General features: G+C 57.2%; 18 protein-coding genes. 11 read left to right on the top strand and 7 right to left on the bottom strand.

Going from position 1 to position 17,715, the window contains the following annotated elements; all coding sequences use genetic code 11:
• Positions 1-15 precede the first annotated feature (15 nt).
• The 6 genes from PLUT_RS04565 to PLUT_RS04590 all read left to right on the top strand — a co-directional run bounded on the left by PLUT_RS04565 (position 16) and on the right by PLUT_RS04590 (position 7,733).
• Entirely contained in the window at positions 16-1,569 is a 1,554-nt protein-coding gene (locus tag PLUT_RS04565; RefSeq protein WP_011357611.1) for a TolC family protein, read from the top strand.
• Positions 1,566-3,740: an NHLP family bacteriocin export ABC transporter peptidase/permease/ATPase subunit gene (locus tag PLUT_RS04570; protein ID WP_011357612.1), complete on the top strand. Its 2,175-nt coding sequence runs from the start codon at positions 1,566-1,568 to the stop codon at positions 3,738-3,740. Before PLUT_RS04565 ends, PLUT_RS04570 begins: the two co-directional genes overlap by 4 nt.
• Positions 3,741-3,742: 2 nt before the next feature.
• Positions 3,743-5,968: an NHLP bacteriocin export ABC transporter permease/ATPase subunit gene (locus tag PLUT_RS04575; protein ID WP_011357613.1), complete on the top strand. Its 2,226-nt coding sequence runs from the start codon at positions 3,743-3,745 to the stop codon at positions 5,966-5,968.
• Between the two features lie 18 nt (positions 5,969-5,986).
• Positions 5,987-6,982 carry a hypothetical protein gene (locus PLUT_RS04580; protein ID WP_011357614.1) on the top strand — a complete coding sequence of 332 codons (996 nt, stop codon included), beginning with the start codon at positions 5,987-5,989 and terminating at the stop codon, positions 6,980-6,982.
• On the top strand, positions 6,983-7,243 hold the full coding sequence (locus tag PLUT_RS11965) for a Nif11-like leader peptide family natural product precursor (protein WP_011357615.1): 261 nt from the start codon (positions 6,983-6,985) through the stop codon (positions 7,241-7,243). It begins immediately after the preceding gene.
• A 196-nt stretch (positions 7,244-7,439) separates the two neighbouring features.
• Complete coding sequence (locus tag PLUT_RS04590; protein ID WP_049752355.1) at positions 7,440-7,733, top strand: NHLP leader peptide family RiPP precursor; 294 nt, start codon at positions 7,440-7,442, stop codon at positions 7,731-7,733.
• 104 nt (positions 7,734-7,837) lie between these two features.
• Here the strand turns inward: PLUT_RS04590 and PLUT_RS11470 are convergent, their stop codons facing one another.
• The 4 genes from PLUT_RS11470 to PLUT_RS04610 form a co-directional block, all read right to left on the bottom strand.
• Positions 7,838-8,344, bottom strand: coding sequence for a reverse transcriptase domain-containing protein (locus PLUT_RS11470; protein ID WP_081423677.1), 507 nt, complete (start codon positions 8,342-8,344; stop codon positions 7,838-7,840).
• Positions 8,345-8,688: 344 nt separating this feature from the next.
• Entirely contained in the window at positions 8,689-10,104 is a 1,416-nt protein-coding gene (locus tag PLUT_RS04600) for a SagB family peptide dehydrogenase (protein ID WP_011357616.1), read from the bottom strand.
• 32 nt (positions 10,105-10,136) lie between these two features.
• A complete protein-coding gene (locus PLUT_RS04605; RefSeq protein WP_049752356.1) occupies positions 10,137-11,264 on the bottom strand; it encodes an SAM-dependent methyltransferase in 1,128 nt (375 codons plus the stop codon).
• A complete protein-coding gene (locus PLUT_RS04610) occupies positions 11,264-13,513 on the bottom strand; it encodes a TOMM precursor leader peptide-binding protein (RefSeq protein WP_011357618.1) in 2,250 nt (749 codons plus the stop codon). Before PLUT_RS04610 ends, PLUT_RS04605 begins: the two co-directional genes overlap by 1 nt.
• Positions 13,514-13,810: 297 nt before the next feature.
• On the opposite strand from PLUT_RS04610, the gene PLUT_RS04615 reads away from it, so the two are divergent.
• Positions 13,811-14,095 (top strand): NHLP leader peptide family RiPP precursor, encoded by a 285-nt coding sequence (locus PLUT_RS04615; RefSeq protein WP_041463806.1) that lies wholly within the window; start codon positions 13,811-13,813, stop codon positions 14,093-14,095.
• Positions 14,096-14,209: 114 nt separating this feature from the next.
• Here PLUT_RS04615 and PLUT_RS04620 read toward each other — a convergent pair whose 3' ends face one another.
• Positions 14,210-14,512: a hypothetical protein gene (locus PLUT_RS04620; protein ID WP_238974624.1), complete on the bottom strand. Its 303-nt coding sequence runs from the start codon at positions 14,510-14,512 to the stop codon at positions 14,210-14,212.
• A gap of 116 nt (positions 14,513-14,628) precedes the next feature.
• On the opposite strand from PLUT_RS04620, the gene PLUT_RS04625 reads away from it, so the two are divergent.
• From PLUT_RS04625 to PLUT_RS04635, 3 genes are all read left to right on the top strand, one after another.
• Positions 14,629-14,868 carry a Nif11-like leader peptide family natural product precursor gene (locus PLUT_RS04625; protein WP_011357621.1) on the top strand — a complete coding sequence of 80 codons (240 nt, stop codon included), beginning with the start codon at positions 14,629-14,631 and terminating at the stop codon, positions 14,866-14,868.
• Between the two features lie 146 nt (positions 14,869-15,014).
• Entirely contained in the window at positions 15,015-16,034 is a 1,020-nt protein-coding gene (locus tag PLUT_RS04630; RefSeq protein WP_011357622.1) for a GNAT family N-acetyltransferase, read from the top strand.
• Between the two features lie 87 nt (positions 16,035-16,121).
• Positions 16,122-16,406, top strand: coding sequence for a Nif11-like leader peptide family natural product precursor (locus tag PLUT_RS04635; RefSeq protein WP_011357623.1), 285 nt, complete (start codon positions 16,122-16,124; stop codon positions 16,404-16,406).
• 101 nt (positions 16,407-16,507) lie between these two features.
• Here the strand turns inward: PLUT_RS04635 and PLUT_RS04640 are convergent, their stop codons facing one another.
• Positions 16,508-16,816, bottom strand: a complete 309-nt coding sequence (locus PLUT_RS04640; protein ID WP_238974625.1) for a hypothetical protein — start codon at positions 16,814-16,816, stop codon at positions 16,508-16,510.
• A 116-nt stretch (positions 16,817-16,932) separates the two neighbouring features.
• Between PLUT_RS04640 and PLUT_RS04645 the strand changes: the two genes are divergently transcribed.
• A complete protein-coding gene (locus PLUT_RS04645; protein ID WP_011357625.1) occupies positions 16,933-17,139 on the top strand; it encodes a Nif11-like leader peptide family natural product precursor in 207 nt (68 codons plus the stop codon).
• Positions 17,140-17,240: 101 nt separating this feature from the next.
• On the opposite strand, the gene PLUT_RS04650 is transcribed toward PLUT_RS04645, so the two are convergent.
• Positions 17,241-17,525: a hypothetical protein gene (locus PLUT_RS04650; RefSeq protein ID WP_011357626.1), complete on the bottom strand. Its 285-nt coding sequence runs from the start codon at positions 17,523-17,525 to the stop codon at positions 17,241-17,243.
• Between the last annotated feature and the right edge of the window lie 190 nt (positions 17,526-17,715).

The raw sequence follows: 17,715 nt of genomic DNA on the forward strand, positions 1-17,715 counted from the left end.
CAAGGATTCAGGTCTATGCCCCGCATCCCCCAGGTCATTCAGCTAAAGAGCGCCCTCAGCATAGCCATGCTGGCCGTGTGTATGGCGCTTCTGCCCTTTCCCGCAGCTTCCGTGCAGGCGGGGGAGGGCATCAGCATGCTGCAGAGCGTCAGGATAGGCCTCGAGCACTCTCCGGCCGTACTGACGGAGCGGCAGGCACTGCGGATCAGCCTGTCCACGCTGGAGGACGCCCGGGCCCGGTACGATCCTACAATTGCGCTCTCCTCCGCCTACCGCAAAGACGCAGGGACTGCTCCCGATGGGGGTGACCTGCATACCGTCTCCTCCGGGCTCTCGGTGACGCAGCATCTTCCCTCCGGCATCACCGTTGCGCCGGCCATCACGATCAACCGCACCGATAAAGAGGGTACGGCAGCCTCCAGTGCCGCTGCTGCCGGCATGACCATCACCGTTCCGCTTTTCAAGGGGCTCGGCAGCAGCAACCTGTACCGTTCGAACCGCAATGCGGCGAAGCTGTCGCTCGAGGCTGAACGGCGTACGCTCGTCGATATTCTGGAATCAAGTACCTATGCGACGGCCGGTGCATATTGGAGCTATGTCTATGCCTGGCGCCAGCGCGAGCTTGCCCGTACCCTTACAGAGAGCGCCGAAAGCCAGCTCAACGCCACCAGAGCGCTGGCGGAGGCTGATGCCATAGCCACCCTCATGATCGAGCAGGCAAGCGCCTACCTGCAGCAGTCGCAGGCCTCGGAGGCTTCAAGTGAACTTGCCATCCAGCAGGCGTGGCACGGGCTGATGCTGGCAATGGGGTTCGATGCTGCCAAGTATCCCGTTCCGCAACTGCCGGTTGACCGTTTTCCTGTTCCCGGAGCAGGCTTCAAGGCCTCCCTTCCCGGAATCGACTCGCTGCAGGCTGTTGCCATGAGGAACCGCGCGGACCTGCAGGCCCGCCGTCTTGGGTCTCAAGCGGCTTCAACCCTGCTTGAGGGCTACCGCAACGAACGCAGGCCCGACATCTCCCTCTCGCTCTGGGGCGGCTACAGTGGCTCACACGATGGAGACAGCTTCCATGACTATTTCCGATCGGCAACAGGGAACATACCTGGCACGAGCGTGTCGGCGGGCCTTACCTGGACCATTGATGCGGGGAACCGCTCCGCCGAGGCAGCCTATATCACCCGGTCCGCCCGGCTCGAAGAGAGCCTGATCCTTGAAGCCGAACTTGATCGCTCTGTGAAGAGCACGGTCACCCTTGCGTTTGCCGCCGTCAGGAACGCCGCCGATGTGTACCAGCTCACCCGGAACAGTACCGGGTCGTATCGCAGGCTGAAGGAAGGGGAGCTGAGGAAGTTCCGGATGGGAATGTCGGATATCTTCAACCTGCAGACCGCGAGCAACAACCTCGCAACTGCTGAACTGCAGCTGCTCTCTGCTGAACAGTCGTTCGCTCTGGCGGTGCTCGGCCTCCGGCGCGCAACGGGGTCACTTGTTGCTGAAGAGGGCGGGGCAGCAACCATTCAGGCGGCGAACATCTTCAGTGTCCCTCTGGCAAAAGGAGGACGGCGATGAGTTTCATGCTGTTCCCGACGAAGATCCTCTGGGAAGAGGACAGAATCAAAACCCCGACTGTCCTGCAGATGGAAGCGGTGGAGTGCGGTGCGGCCTCGCTCGGCATGATTCTGGCTTATTTCGGAAAGTATGTTCCGCTCGAGGAACTCAGGGTCGAGTGCGGGGTGTCGCGCGACGGCAGCAAGGCGAGCAGCCTCATTGCCGCAGGGAAACGGTACGGGCTGGAATCGAAAGGCGCACGGCTTGACATTGACGACCTCCACCGTAAGCCGCTGCCGATGATCCTGTTCTGGAACATGTACCACTTCGTGGTGTTCGAGGGCTACCGGAAAGGCATCTACTACATCAACGACCCTGCTTCGGGTCAGCGGAAGGTGAGTGCGCAGGAGTTCAGCGAGTCCTATTCGGGTGTGGCGCTCACGTTCGAAAAGACCGATGCGTTCCAGCCGGGCGGCAGGCCGTTCAGTCTTGCCGGCGCACTGAAAAAAAGGATGCCGGGCCTCGAGCGGGCGCTCACCTATATCGTCCTCGCAAGCCTGCTGCTTGTCATCCCGGGGCTTGTCGTGCCCTCGTTCCTCCGCATCTTCATCGACTATGTTCTGGTGCAGGGGGCCACGGACTGGCTGCGCCCGCTGCTTATCGGCATGCTGCTCACCGCTCTCCTGCAGGGCGTGCTTACCTGGCTGAAGCAGTACTACCTCCTCCGGGCAGAAACCAAGCTCGCCCTCACTTCTTCAGCGAAGTTCTTCAACCATGTCTTCGCCATGCCCATGCGCTTCTTCACGATGCGCCAGGCCGGTGAAATCTCGAACCGCGTGCAGCTCAACGACCAGGTCGCCACCTTGGTGGCAGGGGACCTTACGGCCAATGCACTCAACTTCGTGCTGATCGCCTTCTATGCGCTCCTGATGTTCCGCTACGATACCGTCCTCACCCTCGGAGCCATCCTCATCGCCGGTGTCAATGCAGCGGCCCTGTTCTATGTGTCGCGCAAGCGCGTCGTTCTCAACCAGAAGTTCCAGCAGGATTCTGGCAAGCTCATGGGAACCACTTTCTACGGCATCAAGACCATCGAAAGCCTCAAGGCCTCGGGCTCCGAGCCGGACTTCTTCGCCCGCTGGTCGGGGCTCTTCGCCAACATGGTCAACGGCCAGCAGCAGCTGCAGGTCGCCACGGTGTTCCTGCTCGCCCTGCCTCCGTTCCTTCAGTCGTTCGGCAACATCGCCATTCTCTCGGTCGGCGGTCTCAGGGTGATGGAAGGGCAGCTGAGCATGGGTATGCTCATCGCGTTCCAGAGCCTGCTCATGTCGTTCCTCGCTCCGGTGAACGAAATGGTCACCCTTGGCCAGAAACTGCAGGATGCCGAGGGCAACATGCAGCGGCTTGACGACGTGATGGACAACGATGTGGAACTCGAAACCGATGAAGACGACGATGAGGAGCATCAGCCGCTTGAGGGCCATATCGAGCTGCGCGACATCACCTTCGGCTACAATGTGCTGGAAGCACCGCTCATCGAGAACTTTTCCCTGAAGCTCGAGCCGGGCCAGCGGGTTGCGCTTGTCGGCGGGTCGGGGTCGGGGAAATCGACGGTATCGAAGCTGGTTGCGGGGTTGTACGAACCCTGGTCGGGGGAACTGCTGTTTGACGGCATCCCACGCCGGGAGCTGCCGCGCAGGCGGGTTGCCGCATCGGTCGGAATGGTCGATCAGGAGATCAGCCTCTTTGAAGGCAGCATCGCCGAAAACATCTCCATGTGGGATGGAACCATGCCGCAGGAGGAGATTGAACGGGCGGCCCGGGATGCGGCAATCGATGAGGTCATCTCTTCACGTACCGGCGGCTATCAGGCAAATCTGTCGGAAGGCGGGTCGAACTTCAGCGGCGGACAGCGCCAGAGAATCGAAATCGCAAGGGCGCTTGCCACGAACCCCTCGATATTGATCCTTGATGAGGCAACCAGTGCCCTTGATCCTACGACGGAAAAGCGTATCGACGAAAACATCCGGAAGCGGGGGTGCACCTGCCTGATCGTGGCACACCGGCTGAGCACCATCCGCGACTGTGATGAAATCATTGTTCTCGAGTACGGAAAGGTTAAGGAACGCGGTACCCACCAGTCACTCATGGCCCTTGGCGGGGTCTATGCCGGGCTCATAAAAACAGGATGACGATGCAGGATGGACAGCAGGAGACCCCTGCAGGAAAGATCCCGTTTTCACGGCGGGTCATGGAACGGTCCAGGTTCCAGCAGGAGCGGTACAGCGGCGCCCTCAAGGGGCTTGCGGGCGTCATGGCCGAAGGGGGAGCACGAGTGGCCCCGCAGGTGTCCGATCCCCTGCTTGCTTCGTGCCTCATGGTCGGGGAAGCCGCGGGCATCAGGATAACGGCACCACCGACGAGCAGCGGGCCGTCGCATGAGGACCCCCTGCAGTCCATCTGCCGGCACTCCGGCGTAAGGTCAAGAAAGGTAGCACTGCGGAGCGATGCCCGGTGGTGGGAGGAGGAAAACGGTCCGCTTCTTGCGTTCCGGAGTGAGAGCAGGAGTCCTGTTGCCCTCATCCCTGACCCCATCGGCGGGTACCGCCTCTACGATCCCGCTGCAGGTCTGCACGTGAAGTTCGAGGGTGCAATGGCAAAGGAGATGGACGGGGGAGAGGCATGGGTGCTGTACCGCCCGTTTCCCGATAAACCGCTCGGCGGAAAAGAGGTCCTCTCGTTCGGCATCAGGGGTGGCGGCAACGACGTCGCTTTCACGGCGCTGTACGGGGTGGCTGGTGCGCTTCTCGGGCTTCTGACCCCGATCCTCACCGGCATCCTGTTCGGAACAGTCATCCCCCAGTCCTCCAGGAGCCAGCTCCTGCAGCTTGCGCTGATCCTCATGGCAAGCGTCATTGCGGCCTCGGGGTTCGACCTTGCCCGGCAGATCGCCGTCATGCGTCTGCAGACCCGCATGGACATGCACATCCAGCCGGCACTGATCGACCGGCTCCTCAACCTTCCGAGCACCTTTTTCAGGAAGTTCTCTTCTGGCGACCTCACCATGCGCGTGCTCGGTGTCTCACAGATCAAGGAGATCCTCAGCAGCGCGGTGCTTACTGCTGTTCTGGGTCTGCTTTTCGGTATCTCGAACCTCTTCCTGCTCTTTTACTACAGCTGGCAGCTTGCGCTCTGGGCTCTCCTCATGACTACCATCCTGGTCGGCCTTACGGCATGGATCAGCTACCGCCAGCTCAGCCTGAACAAAGAGATGCTCGGTGTGCAGGGCAAGATATCGGGTCTGCTCGGCAACCTCCTGACCGGCATCGCCAAGATCAGGATCACCGGCACGGAAAAACCGGCATTCGCCCAGTGGGCAGGGCTGTTCAGGAAGGAACGGGAGCTGGCCTTCGAGGCTGGCGGGATGCAGAACATCCTTGCCACCACAACGGCGTCGTTCCCGGTTGTGGCCATGGCCGTCATCATCGTTTCAGCGGGCGGCATGCTGACCGGCGCACATCTCGACAGCGGCTCGTTCATTGCGTTCACCACTGCCTTCACCGCGTTCCAGACGAGCCTCATGCAGTCGGCACTGACCATCATCGCCAGCCTCAATGTGGTGCCGCTGTATGAGCGCATCAAGCCGGTGTTCGAAGCGGTGCCGGAAGCTACCGAGGCACAGACCCAGCCGGATAAACTGCAGGGGCGGATTGAAGTGCAGCGGGTCGATTTCCGGTATGAGAGCGACTCGCCGCAGATACTCCATTCGGTGTCTCTCAAAGCTGATCCCGGCGAGTTCATCGCCCTTGTCGGCGGGTCGGGGTCCGGCAAGTCGACCCTCCTGCGGCTCCTGCTCGGGTTTGAAAAGCCGGATATGGGGACGGTGTCTTATGACGGTATCGACCTTGCATCCCTCAACGTGCAGGCCGTGCGCCGCCAGATGGGCGTTGTCATGCAGAACGGGCAGCTGCAGCCGGGATTTGTGCTGCAGACCATCATCGGCTCCACGGTCCTTACGGTCGACGATGCATGGGAAGCGGCAAAAATGGCCGGCATCGATGAAGACATCCGCAACATGCCGATGGGCATGTATACCGTCATCAGTGAGGGAAGTGAAACGATTTCAGGGGGCCAGAAACAGCGGCTGCTCATTGCCGGAGCGCTGGTGCGCAAACCCGGCATCATCTTTTTCGACGAGGCCACCAGTGCTCTCGACAATAAAACACAGGAAGTCGTCAGCGAAAGCCTGGAAAGGCTTAATGCGACAAGGGTGGTGATCGCCCACCGCTTAAGCACCATCCGCAATGCCGACAGGATCTACTGCCTCGACGAGGGCCGTATCGTACAGGAGGGTACGTACGAAGAGCTCATGGCAGTCGAGGGCTTTTTCAAGGAATTGGCGAGCCGTCAGATCGCATAATCATCAACAGGGTCTCTCATGAACACCATGAACATCAAGCAGGCGATGAAAAAACTTTCACTCAGGCAGATACCGGCGCCGGTCTGGTACCTTGCGGCGGTTCTGGCCGTGATGGCCGGGGTCGTCTTCACACTGCAGTCGGGTCAGTCTCTTGATGGCGCCAAAAAGATCATTCAGCTGAACATGGATGATGTCGAGGCCACCATACAGGATTATGGCAAAGCAATGAATTCAATCCGTCTGGAATCCGATGGCCAAGCTATCGCCAAGGCACATGCGTTCGCATACATGATTGACCTGCGTCCATCGATTATCGGTGATGAAAAAGAGCTTGAACGGATCAGGAAAATGCTTGATGTGGACGAACTGCATGTGTCCGATAAAAACGGCATCCTCGTCGGCAGTACCATCCCAAGTTACATCGGCTACGACATGGCATCCAGCCCCCAGTCGAAAGCGTTCATGCTGGCTATTTATTATAAGGATTTTGAGCTTGCCCAGAAGCCCCAGCCCAAAAGCGTGGACAATACCCTGTTCCAGTATGCCGGTGTTGCCCGCATCGACCAGCCAGGTATTGTGCAGGTAGGGTTCAAGCCGGAGCGGCTGGAGCGCGTCATGCAGACGGCTGATATCCAGAGAGTCGCCAAGGAGTGGAGAATCGGGGCAACGGGCGAGGCCATGATTGCCGATTTTGATGGGAAGATTCTCAGTACTTTTGACGGCAGGCATCTTGGAGAGAGTCTTATGGTATATGGGTTCCCGGAAAAAGCCTTCAACGGGTCGGAAGGAGAGTTCAGGGCAACGGTGCAGGGGGAGTCGAATTTCATCATGTACCGGTTTGTCGACAGGAACCTGATCATTGCTGCCATCCCGCAGAGGGAAATCTATGGTGATCGGAACAAAAACCTCATCATCATGCTGCTTGTCAGTATCGGGGCAATCAGTCTTGCGGTATTTGTTGTGAGCAGGCAGCGGGGTGCCATTGCAGAAGAAGCAGATAAAAAGGAGGTCTGAATGTCAGTAGAACAGGCAAAAGCGTTCATCGAGAGGATGAAAACGGACGAAGCGTTCCGTGAAATGATCATGGCTATCGAAATGCCGGAGGATCGGCTGAAAGCCATTGGTGCAGCAGGATTCGAGTGCACCGGAGAGGAAATTAACGAGGCAGGCATAGACGTTGGGTTGGCGTCGGGGGGGGGGGAGGGGCCAACGGCGACCACTTTTGCCCCCTCCTTGCTCACGCGCATTGTTGAGCGCCTGCCCACACCTCCGTAACCCCCATCCCTGGGGAGTCTGCGCTGCCATACGTGCCTGTGCGATGCCGGAGCGATCATAAACCGCTCCGGCATCAGGTACGCAGGGTGGCTCCTGAGATGTGGCGGTGTTTCAGGACCCGGATCGGGCATGCTGGCAACGTGTTATATCGATATATCATTCTTGTTCTCTCAATCTAAAAACCAATGGGGACCCCATGGAAGCAAACGAACACCAGCAGGCACTGGGCAAGATTATAGCCAAGGCATGGGCGGATGAAGGTTTCAAGCAGCAGTTCATCGAAAACCCTGCAGAGATCCTGAATGCAGAGGGTATCAGTGTGCCGGAAGGTATGAAGGTGAGTGTGGTAGAGGATACTGCGGCCTGCATGCATATCATTCTTCCTGTATCGCCAGACATTGAGATGGATGGGGCTGCGCTAAATAGTGTGGCCGGCGGCGGGTCGTGTTGCGGTGGCAGTTGTTCTTCATGCTGGGATGAAGCACAATAAATGATATTCGGTCAAGTTTATGCTGAACGCTGATTCAGAGCATCAGTGCTTTGGCGTAGAGTGTTTCCGTTCCTGACAGGGAGCGGTCATCGACAGCTTCCCGGTTAGGGATGCCGGAACAGCTTCGGGATGTCGAGGCGCTTCAGGACAAAGATCCAGTATCTGGTTCCGCTGCCTTTGGTGGTTGCCAGCTTATCCAGACCACCAAGGAGCCAGCGGTGCCAACGGGTGACGTACTGCCGGAGCCTCATGATCGAGGCTCCATGCTCATAAAGCCGGCGTGCGTGTTCCGTGATGAGGTGCAGGCTCGTTGCCGAGGGGCGGAGTCTGCGGTCGGGGTGAATCTGATAACCGAGGAAGTCAAAGCCGTTTTCAGTTCTGCTGATGAATCGCTTCACCGGGTGCAGGGTCAGTTTGAGGTCGGATTGCACACAATGGACTGTCCGGATGGCGCTTTTGAAGGTATGGCGTGACTTGGCAAGGATGATGAAGTCGTCCATGAACCGCCGGTAGAGGATGCGCCCTTTCTTTTCGGGCTGCTCAATGGCCTTGTCGAGCGGGTGGCTGTAGATGGCCAAAAGGAGCGGGCTGATGGTTCCGCCGGCTACCATCCCCTGGCCTGTTCCATCATTTGCGGTTCAGCCCCTGCTTCAGCATGCATTGTCAGCATCTTTGCATGCTCAATCGAATCATAGCATGAAGCGATATCAAAGTGATCTACCCGCTGCATTCGTTTTGCAGCGCACTCCACCATGCGAACAGCCCGCTTGACTCCGCCATGGCCCTTGAGGTGCGTGCATGATCGGGTGAGGATTGGGTGTAACCGTACTGATAACGAACGCTTTGCACCCTGCAGTTGCGTCCTTCCCGGTTGTGTCCAACTGCCAAACTGGTGATGGTCAGCTTGCCAGAGCTTTTTCAGGTGTAATATCGCACCGTCCCATCCTGTCGCGGTTCATATCCGCTTGCGGCCGAGCAGGAACTCTCCGACTGAACTCTCTTCGAGATAATCGGTGCCGGCAACCTTCGCAAAAAGGTCGGCATCACCTCCGCCAAGGGCGCACGGGGCCAGATCCATTGCAGTGGCAACGAGGTACATGGTCTGGTAAAGAGTTCCCACGTTCTTCAGCATGAGGCTGTAGGCCATCGATTCATATTTCCAGAAAAGGCGTTCGAACCGTGCGCTGATGGTGATGAGTATCTGGGGCGGTTCTTCAAGCCCTGAAGCCGAACGGGCATCGCGCAGCAGTGCGTCAATCAGCAGGGCATCAGCTTCGATCCGTTCGAGCCGGTGGAGATCGGGGCAGTAGTGGTAGTACCCGCCGGGTACTCCTGCACAGGCATGGACCGACAGGTAGAGTTCAAGCTCATAAATGGCGCCTCCGGCAGGGTAGACGCGCCGGCTCAGCTCCTGATGCTCGGTGAAGAGCTTCTGTTTTATCCTGGCGCTCCGGTACAGGAACTCGCCGAGCTGGCGGGCATCGATGGGTTGTTCGCTGTACTCCCTGATTGAACACCTCTCTTCCATGACCAGCGAGAACGGCAGTTCCTCTCCGAAAATCAACGCATCCATGTCCGGCCGGTAGAGATCGATCGTTTCTGTCGCATTGACTTGCTTCACAAGGGGGAAGGGTGCGATCTTGTGCAGGAACCGGTAGGTCCCTCCGGAAGGGTTCTGGTGGCGTCCGCTGCGGCTCCTTGTATGGAAAAGCAGCTCATGGAAGCTCCAGTGGCGCAGCGCGGTGCATTCCTCTGCCTCCTGCATGCCTTCTGGCACCTCGTCAACAAACCCCCCGGCAATGAGCATGCCCAACAGCAGTTCTATGGCAGCCCGGGGGATCTCCGGTACCATCGACTGCAGGGATGCAGTGGTGTTGGCTGAACCGAGGGCCGAGATCAGGAGCGTCGCCTGCGGGGCGTGGATGAGGAGCATTCCGTGAGCAAGGGGCGATTCAAGCACCATGCCATCGGTTTCACGGCGGAGGCAGGCAAAGCGGGACAGAATCCATCTCCTACCCGGATCAACGGGTCCGGGATTGAAGCGGAACTGGCTGGATACGGGCTCGATGGTGGCCCATGGGCAACCGTTGTCGATGATGCCGTATGAGAGCATCTGGCGTTCCGCAAACAGGTGGAGGTAGTAGTAACACCGGGCGATGCCGTCCGGGCCGTCCTTGGCGGTTACGGTCTCGACAAGTTGCTCTTCAGTGCCTCCCGAAGAGACAAGGTTTTCGAGCGCGGCACGAAGGCCGCTTGAAAGCCCTTTAAGGGTATGCCTGACACATGTCCTTGGCATCTGGATGTCGAGGTTGCCTGTTGCCGTAGGGTACAGGGTAATGCCCTTGGCAAACTTGTAGCAGTAAGCCCGCATGGTACCGGAATTTTATGGGTAATTGGTTTGCGTTATCTGTCGCACCGCTTTCTGTATGCGGTAACGAATCTGTAGTAACTGCCTTGCATGGGGGAGTCAGACGAGCTTCTGCCATATCGGCGTTCGGCCTCTTCGAGTGCCACGACCGAAGCGTCCCATCCCTGGCATTCGAGCAAGGCCGCCGGCTCGTCGGTTCCGAACCGCCACGGGCAACCTTGTTCCCTCAACTCTTTGAGCCAGAGGAAATTCCTGCGGGGATCCAGCACGCTCCCTGAGACAAGGTCGATGCCAAGCCTGCTCCCTGTGGTGGACAGCTCAGCAACGTCATCAAGAAGGCGTTCCACATGGTGGCGTTCAAGATAGACCAGCAACCCCTCGAGCAACCATGCCGTTGGTTCGGCTGGATCAAAGCCGAGGCGCTCATCAAGCAGAAGATGTGTCCAGCCGGCAGTCAGGTCAGCGCTAATAAAGGTGGCATGCGGGCATCCGCGATATCCTGCGGTATCGGCCGTATGGAGTTTCTTTGCCAGTACCACCTGCCGGTCCAGCTCTAATATCCGGACCCCTTCCGGCCAGTCGAGACACCATGCGCGTATATCAAGTCCCGATGCAAGACTGACGACCTGTCGGATTGCGCCTGAGCGTGTCGCGTCCCGAAGGAAATCATCAAAAAAACGTGTCCGTATGGCAAGACCGTCTACCCAATGTGCACGCTTCGCTATCCAGCCAAACCCTCCTTCTCCCGCAAGCTGTCCGGCAAGGGGATCATCAAACAGCCGGTCGGGCCTCCGGGATTCCTGAGCCCTTGCGGCAGCTACCCAGTTCGCCGTGCCCGCCAGGCACTCGACGTGACTTCTGGCGAGTGCATGCGGCTCAATCGCCGATTGCTTCCCGGCTGAGATGACGCCCACACGCTCAAGTATAGCAATTGCATGATAGGCTGCCGCATAGCAGTGCTCTTTGCTAACCAGTGCTGCCAGTTCGTCACCCTTCAGCCTGCTTTCGCGCAGGAACGGGAGCAAGGCCGTATAGATGAAGCCCGGTACGAAACGAACGCCTTCTGGAGAGGTGATCCATATGCCGATGTCCGCGACGGTCTCGAGTTCCGATCCCGGGAAGATCTGTAGCCCTTTTTGCCGGTCGTCCGTCATGGTGGCCATCAGAAAAAGATTGGTATGGGGTTTAGCTCCTCTTCAGCACGGGGCCGGGTGAGCCAATGCATGGCGAGCGGTACGTCGTAGAGGCGGCCGGGCCCGAACCGGGCCCAGAAATGGCGCAGGCCCGGCACGATCACCTTGGCGACCGGCATTCCGATATCTGCACGGGTCTGGTCCAGAACCAGCATCTCCATGCCGGCATCCTCTATCCGCCTTCGGCAGGTTTCGATATCGGCAAGCAGTTCGCCGCTGTGTTGAAGGGTGTAATCGGAACGCTTCCGAAGCGGCACGGTCGGCTCAGGGGTCACATACGGCTGGTTCTCCCTCGTTGCATTCGTTAGCCATGAGAGTACCTCCTGATCTTCAATTCGCATTGATCCATCCGATTCTTTTGCATCGGCCAGGCCGAGCATCTGGTTCATTTCGGCAAGGGATCGCTGCAGGGCGATGCGGGGGTCGAGGTGGCATCCGAGACCAAAGATGATTTCCTCCCGCGCACTGTTCCGTAGTGCTGAAAAGGCTGCGAATGCCGGTATGTCGAGATCCGTGGTGATGTCCAGCACCCAGAGTTCCCTGCCGATTGAATGGTAATGGCTTCTGAGCTCCTGGAACCAGGGCTCTTCGAAGCTGTCGATGTCCACGCCCGGTTTCCGGATCATGTTGTACCACCAGATCGCCACGGCGTCACGCTCAACCAGTTCAAAGAAGCCCTGGAGGATCGCTTCTTCGAGTGTATTGCCCGATGCATTGCCATTCGAGCAGCCAACCGAGTAGAACGCTTCCGATGAAGCGCCTGCCTGTGCCTTGAAGTAGAGCAACTTTGTGGGCAGGTACTTGTGGCAGTTATCAGTCAGCGACCAGACCGGCGTCCAGTCTATTTCCGCATCTGCGTCGAGCGGCTCCGGTACGACGTTGAATTTCGATTTGCGGCCGTTCCATGTCTTGCGCTCGGCATACTGGCGTTCGCTGTAGTGCATGACCGCATTGGGATGGATGAGTCTGCCTCCATGTTCGGCAAGCATGGTGCGGTAACTTCCGGAGATCCGGATTTCCTGACCGTGCGATTCTCCTGAATAGCGTTCGAGTGCTTCACAGAGGGCGCTCGCCTTTGCCTGCACTTCGGAAGCTCCTTTGCCGGAACTGGCGTTGCGCAATCCGTTTTTCAGGTCTTCGAGCCGTTCCAGCCTTACGGCGGAGTTATGACCTGCCAGATAGACATGCACTGTGCCGTTTGATTGCGGCAGCTTCACCAGAGCGTTGACTACACCGGTAATGGGGCTGACGAACCGTTCGTACTTCTCCAGGGTTGTTTCGGGTGCCACGGTCCGGTGCCCGCCATCCTGCATGAAGGTCGCCTTGCCTGACGCCAGCACAACCTTTTCCGCGCGGGGCTCTTTGGCAACGCCGCAAACCGGGCAGTAGGGGTTTTCAGAAAGCGTATGGGTTCGTGATGCCCATGTCCTGATATCAAGAGAGAAGATTCTGCCCTCAAGCCCGCTGTCGGACCCCGCAAGCACCTTGACGATGGCTGCAGATCCAAGAGCATAGGCGGCATTCCTCGTTATGTCCGATACGGGAAGGTTCGATCCTGGGCGTTTGCCATGGGCTACGGCGAAGCGGTGGACCAACCGGTGGCGTTCGAGCTTGTGGCGGAGGCACAAAAAACAGCCCTGAACGTCGGGCTTGAAAAGGGGGCCGATCCAGCATTCAAACCCGGACGGTCTGAGAGGAAGAATGCTTCGGCCCTCAATACGGGCGATTTTTGAAATTGCGGCAAGCTCTTCGTTGAGGTAGTCATCCACAACCACCACATCGAGCGTACTCTCATTCGCTTTATCCACAATTTTCACACCCAGTGACAGCAGCCCGTTTGCCAGCGGCTCCGTCTCGACTTCGCCGATACCCAGTATCCGCACGCCGTGATTGCGTATCGATTCGATTGCCGATTGGGGCTCCAGGTCCAGCCCCTGCCAGAACCCGGCAACATGCGGGTTGATACCCGGAATGTGTTCAGTGATGTGGCCTTTCTTCTCAAGCATCATCAACGCATAGTAAACGGTTGCCGCATCGTGAGCGGCGGCAAGTGCTGCAACGATTTCATCGCTGCTTCTCGAGCCGTCGATCAGCCGGGCCAGCTGCTCGAATAATGAGCCGTGGAATGCCCTGGAGCCATCTTCTGAAAACAGGAGGAGGCCTTCACCGGGAACGGCAATCGGTTCGAGATAAGCCTTGAAAACAGGAATCTGTAACATTGGGTATGGATGGTATTGTCACGAATGTTGTTGGGGGTCGGGAAGGTGCTTCTATCGTCCGGCGTGTGAGATTCATGCACCGGTACGTATATCCGATGGAACCGATTGTGTGTAACGTTTCGGTAACCTAACGTTATATTTCTTTGCATTCAACTTTCCGGCAAATCTGACCTGCCCTAACGTTCTGTGAGGCAGTGCAGGACCATAGTCGGAGGGAAGCGTTTCATTGTTATTGTGATGGCGTGCAATAGTGATAGATCATTGTTGTTATCTCAACCAAAGACCAAGGATGTCCCCATGGAAGCAAACGAACAGCAGCAGGCACTGGGCAAGATCATAGCCAACGCCTGGGCGGATGAAGGTTTCAAGCAGCAGTTCATCGAAAACCCTGCAGAGATCCTGAGAGCAGAGGGTATCAGTGTGCCGGATGGAATGATGGTCAACGTGATGGAGAATACCCCGACCTGCATGCATATCGTCCTCCCGCAATCCCCGGACATTGATCTGGATGGGGCTGCTCTGGACGCACTTGCCGGCGGAGAGTATGTATTATGTAGTGGTGGTTGGTGTCAGCAGGAGTGACTTCATTAGGATGCTCAATGCCGATGCTGAGCGTTAAATGTGTACATCAGCGCTTTGTCGTATGGTGTTGCCGTTCCTGACCGGGGGTGGTCGTCGACAGCTTTGCGGTCGGGGCTACCGGAACAGCTTCGGGATGTCGAGGTGCTTCAGGACATAGACCCAGTATCTGGTTACGCTGCCTTTGGTGGTTACCAGTTCGTCCAAACCGCCAAGGAGCCAGCGGTGCCAACGGGTCACGTACTGCCGGAGTCTCGTGATTGAGGCTCCCTGCTCGTAAAGCCGGTGTGCGCGTTCCGTCATGCGGTGCAGGCTCGTTGCCGAGGGGCGGAGTCTGCGGTCAGGGTGAATCTGATAACCGAGGAAGTCAAAGCTTTTTTCCGTTCTACCGATGAAGCGTTTTCCCGGGTGTAGGGCCACACCCTCTCGGGCTTTTCTCTTTTGTTTATCCCTCTGCCCGAGATACATTTCAACGTAGCGTAGTACCCAAGTGACATTCCGATTCCATATAACTTTAGACCAAGGAGACCCTCATCATGTCAGTAGAACAGGCAAAAGCGTTCATCGAGAAGATGAAAACGGACGAAGCGTTCCGTGAAAAGATCATGGCAATCGAAACGCCGGAGGAGCGGCTGAAAGCCATCGGTTCAGCAGGATATGAGTGCACCGGAGAAGAGATTAACGAGGTCGGTTCCGCAGAGGTTGGGGAGGCAGGAGGGGCTAAGAATGGGATCGGTTACGCGAACCCAAAAGAAAAGGGTCTATCAGAGTGTTAAGCTGCAATGTTGACCGCCTGACCACGCCTCCGTAACCCCAATCCTTGGGGCATCTTCTCCGCCAGATATAGAACGTGTGGTGATGGAGTCCTCAAAATCGTGCTGCGTTTTTTTTTGAATGCATTCAATAATATAGAGGGATCTTAATGTCGTCGTCGTTCTCGCCCGGTTCATGGGAGCATCTTTTTGCCACCCCCTATTCGCATTCGGCATCCATCACCGTCGAAGGACTGAAGTCTGGTGAACTGCCGGAGGTATCATCCCTTACCTTCAAATCCTGCCGTAAACTGCTTGAAAAAGCCATCGAGGGCCTTCAGGACAATGGAGATGTGCTGGCTTTGGTGGCCCGCGCTGACGGCCGGCCGGTCGGTCTGGTACTGGCAGACACAATGCAACCGAGGGATGAGGGCACCGGGACGGGTCAGAAAGGCCTGTTGCTCCGTTCCGTTTTCATCAATCTGCTCTGGCAACATAAGGGTATAGGCAAGTTGTTGATGGCAGCGCTGGAAACTGCCGCACGAGACTCTGGCTACTTGTCCATCCGTACCGAGTATACTCCGAAACTCGACTCTTTCGAGGTCTTCGAGAGACTTCTCGCTTCGGCAGGATGGGGAAGTCCTCAGCAGTTTATGGAGGAGTCCTTGTCTTGGGTTAAGGATATGGCTGATGCAGACTGGCTTAAACGAGTCCCACAACTGCCAATGGAATATGGGCTTATAGCGTTTGATCAACTGACGGATGCCGATCGGGAGGACCTTCAGGTACGTCTGCAAGCCGGTGACATTCCGCAGGGTCTTTCGCCTTTCGCTGAAGAAGAACACCTTGTGCCGGAACTCAGCGTCGGATTGCGTCATGACCGCAAAATCGTTGCCTGGATGAGCCTTCTGCGTTCACAGGTAGTACCTGACGCCCTCTGTTACCGGAGCCTCTATGTCGATCCAGCCCTACGAACGGCCAATGGGCTCGGCCCGATTGTTGTCGCTGAAGCTTTTCGTCGGCATGCCGCAAGCCCCATTGCTGAAGAGCGCCCGAAAGGGATATTCAATACCCACCATACAGCGACCAAGCAGATGAACTTTGTCCGGAAACGGCTGTTGCCCTGCTGTTTTGAAACCTATGCGCTCAGATCATCACGGCTTGATCTTCAGCAATCTTCGAGTGCATGATCAAGGCGGTTTTTCTTTCTCAATATTTGGGTGCAGCAGTTTTGTGTGCATTCCATGAACAATACAATCAAAAGCCAGGGAGCCGCCATGTCAGTAGAACAGGCAAAAGCGTTCATCGAGAAGATGAAGACGGACGAAGCGTTCCGTGAAAAGATCATGGCGATTGAAACACCGGAGGAGCGGCTGGGGGCCATCGGAGCCGCAGGATTCGAGTGCACCGGAGAGGAAATTAACGAGGTCGGTTCCGCAGAGGTTGAGGAGGTAGGAGGGGCTGGGGTATTTGAGGAGTTCGGGCGGAGGATGGGGCGGGAGGTTGATGGGTTTTTTGACGCAATGAATGATGTGATTCATTGCCCATTATATTACTATTAATATGAAGTGCCTGCCCACACCTCCGTAACCCCCATCCCTGGGGTATCTTCTCTGCCCGCCTTACCTATGCGATGCCGGAGCGATCATAAACCGCTACGGCATCAGGTACGCAGGGTGGCTCCTGAGATGTGGAGGTGTTTCAGGACATAGACCCAGTATCTGGTTACGCCGCCTTTGGTGGTTACCAGTTCGTCCAAACCGCCAAGGAGCCAGCGGTGCCAACGGGTGACGTACTGCCGGAGCCTCGTAAGGGAGGCTCCATGCTCATAAAGCCGGCGTGCGCGTTCCGTCGTGCGGTGCAGGCTCGTTGCCGAGGGGCGGAGCTTGCGGTCGGGGTGCATCTGATAACCGAGGAGGTCAAAGCCTTTTTCCGTTCTACCGATGAAGCGTTTTCCCGGGTGTAGGGCCACACCCTCTCGGGCTTTTCTCTTTTGTTTATCCCTCTGCCCGAGATACATTTCAACGTAGCGTAGTACCCAAGTGACATTCCGATTCCATATAACTTTAGACCAAGGAGACCCTCATCATGTCAGTAGAACAGGCAAAAGCGTTCATCGAGAAGATGAAAACGGACGAAGCGTTCCGTGAAAAGATCATGGCAATCGAAACGCCGGAGGAGCGGCTGAAAGCCATCGGTTCAGCAGGATATGAGTGCACCGGAGAAGAGATTAACGAGGCAGGCTCTGACGTTGGGCTTGAGTCGGGAGGCGGTGGCTGTGCGGTGATATTCTAATGTGAAGTGCCTGCCCACACCTCCGTAACCCCCATCGCTGTGAAGTCTGCGTTGCCATACGTGCCTGTGCGATGCCGGAGCGATCATAAACCGCTCCGGTATCAGGTTCGTACGGTGGCTCCTGAGATGTGGAGGTGTTTCAGGACATAGACCCAGTATCTGGTTACGTCGCCTTTGGTGGTTACCAGTTCGTCCAAACCCCCAAGGAGCCAGCGGGTGACGTACTGCCGGAGCCTCGTAAGGGAGGCTCCCTGCTCATAAAGCCGGCGTGCGCGTTCCGTGAGGCGGTGCAGGCTCGTAGCCGAGGGGCGGAGCTTGCGGTCAGGGTGGATCTGATAACCGAGGAAGTCAATGCATCCATTCGCCCTTCCTTCCGTAGGATCCATTTGTTGTATAATATTAGTTATGTCAAGCCAATATTCTTAATCCCCGGACCTTCTGTGATTTCGGCTTCTTTATACACAAGGCTGGCGAGTTGCGCCCGAAGCCGGCAGTTTGTATTATGGACCTGGTTTCAGTCGCGCTTTTCTGCCCCCTTTTTTTGTGTGAGGATCCCGCTCCCGCACTCGAAAATCC

Source organism: Pelodictyon luteolum DSM 273, from assembly GCF_000012485.1.
In the GTDB taxonomy this organism is placed as follows: domain Bacteria; phylum Bacteroidota; class Chlorobiia; order Chlorobiales; family Chlorobiaceae; genus Chlorobium; species Chlorobium luteolum.

Bases quoted from the DNA above. Each gene is read 5' to 3' on its own strand.
- PLUT_RS04610 (WP_011357618.1), bottom strand. From the start codon at position 13,513: ATGTTACAGATTCCTGTTTTCAAGGCTTATCTCGAACCGATTGCCGTT.
- PLUT_RS04605 (WP_049752356.1), bottom strand. From the start codon at position 11,264: ATGGCCACCATGACGGACGACCGGCAAAAAGGGCTACAGATCTTCCCG.
- PLUT_RS04625 (WP_011357621.1), top strand. From the start codon at position 14,629: ATGTCAGTAGAACAGGCAAAAGCGTTCATCGAGAAGATGAAAACGGAC.
- PLUT_RS04580 (WP_011357614.1), top strand. From the start codon at position 5,987: ATGAACACCATGAACATCAAGCAGGCGATGAAAAAACTTTCACTCAGG.
- PLUT_RS11965 (WP_011357615.1), top strand. From the start codon at position 6,983: ATGTCAGTAGAACAGGCAAAAGCGTTCATCGAGAGGATGAAAACGGAC.
- PLUT_RS04635 (WP_011357623.1), top strand. From the start codon at position 16,122: ATGTCAGTAGAACAGGCAAAAGCGTTCATCGAGAAGATGAAGACGGAC.
- PLUT_RS04575 (WP_011357613.1), top strand. From the start codon at position 3,743: ATGCAGGATGGACAGCAGGAGACCCCTGCAGGAAAGATCCCGTTTTCA.
- PLUT_RS04645 (WP_011357625.1), top strand. From the start codon at position 16,933: ATGTCAGTAGAACAGGCAAAAGCGTTCATCGAGAAGATGAAAACGGAC.
- PLUT_RS04590 (WP_049752355.1), top strand. From the start codon at position 7,440: ATGGAAGCAAACGAACACCAGCAGGCACTGGGCAAGATTATAGCCAAG.
- PLUT_RS04650 (WP_011357626.1), bottom strand. From the start codon at position 17,525: ATGGATCCTACGGAAGGAAGGGCGAATGGATGCATTGACTTCCTCGGT.
- PLUT_RS04615 (WP_041463806.1), top strand. From the start codon at position 13,811: ATGGAAGCAAACGAACAGCAGCAGGCACTGGGCAAGATCATAGCCAAC.
- PLUT_RS04600 (WP_011357616.1), bottom strand. From the start codon at position 10,104: ATGCGGGCTTACTGCTACAAGTTTGCCAAGGGCATTACCCTGTACCCT.
- PLUT_RS04565 (WP_011357611.1), top strand. From the start codon at position 16: ATGCCCCGCATCCCCCAGGTCATTCAGCTAAAGAGCGCCCTCAGCATA.
- PLUT_RS04630 (WP_011357622.1), top strand. From the start codon at position 15,015: ATGTCGTCGTCGTTCTCGCCCGGTTCATGGGAGCATCTTTTTGCCACC.
- PLUT_RS04570 (WP_011357612.1), top strand. From the start codon at position 1,566: ATGAGTTTCATGCTGTTCCCGACGAAGATCCTCTGGGAAGAGGACAGA.
- PLUT_RS11470 (WP_081423677.1), bottom strand. From the start codon at position 8,344: ATGGTAGCCGGCGGAACCATCAGCCCGCTCCTTTTGGCCATCTACAGC.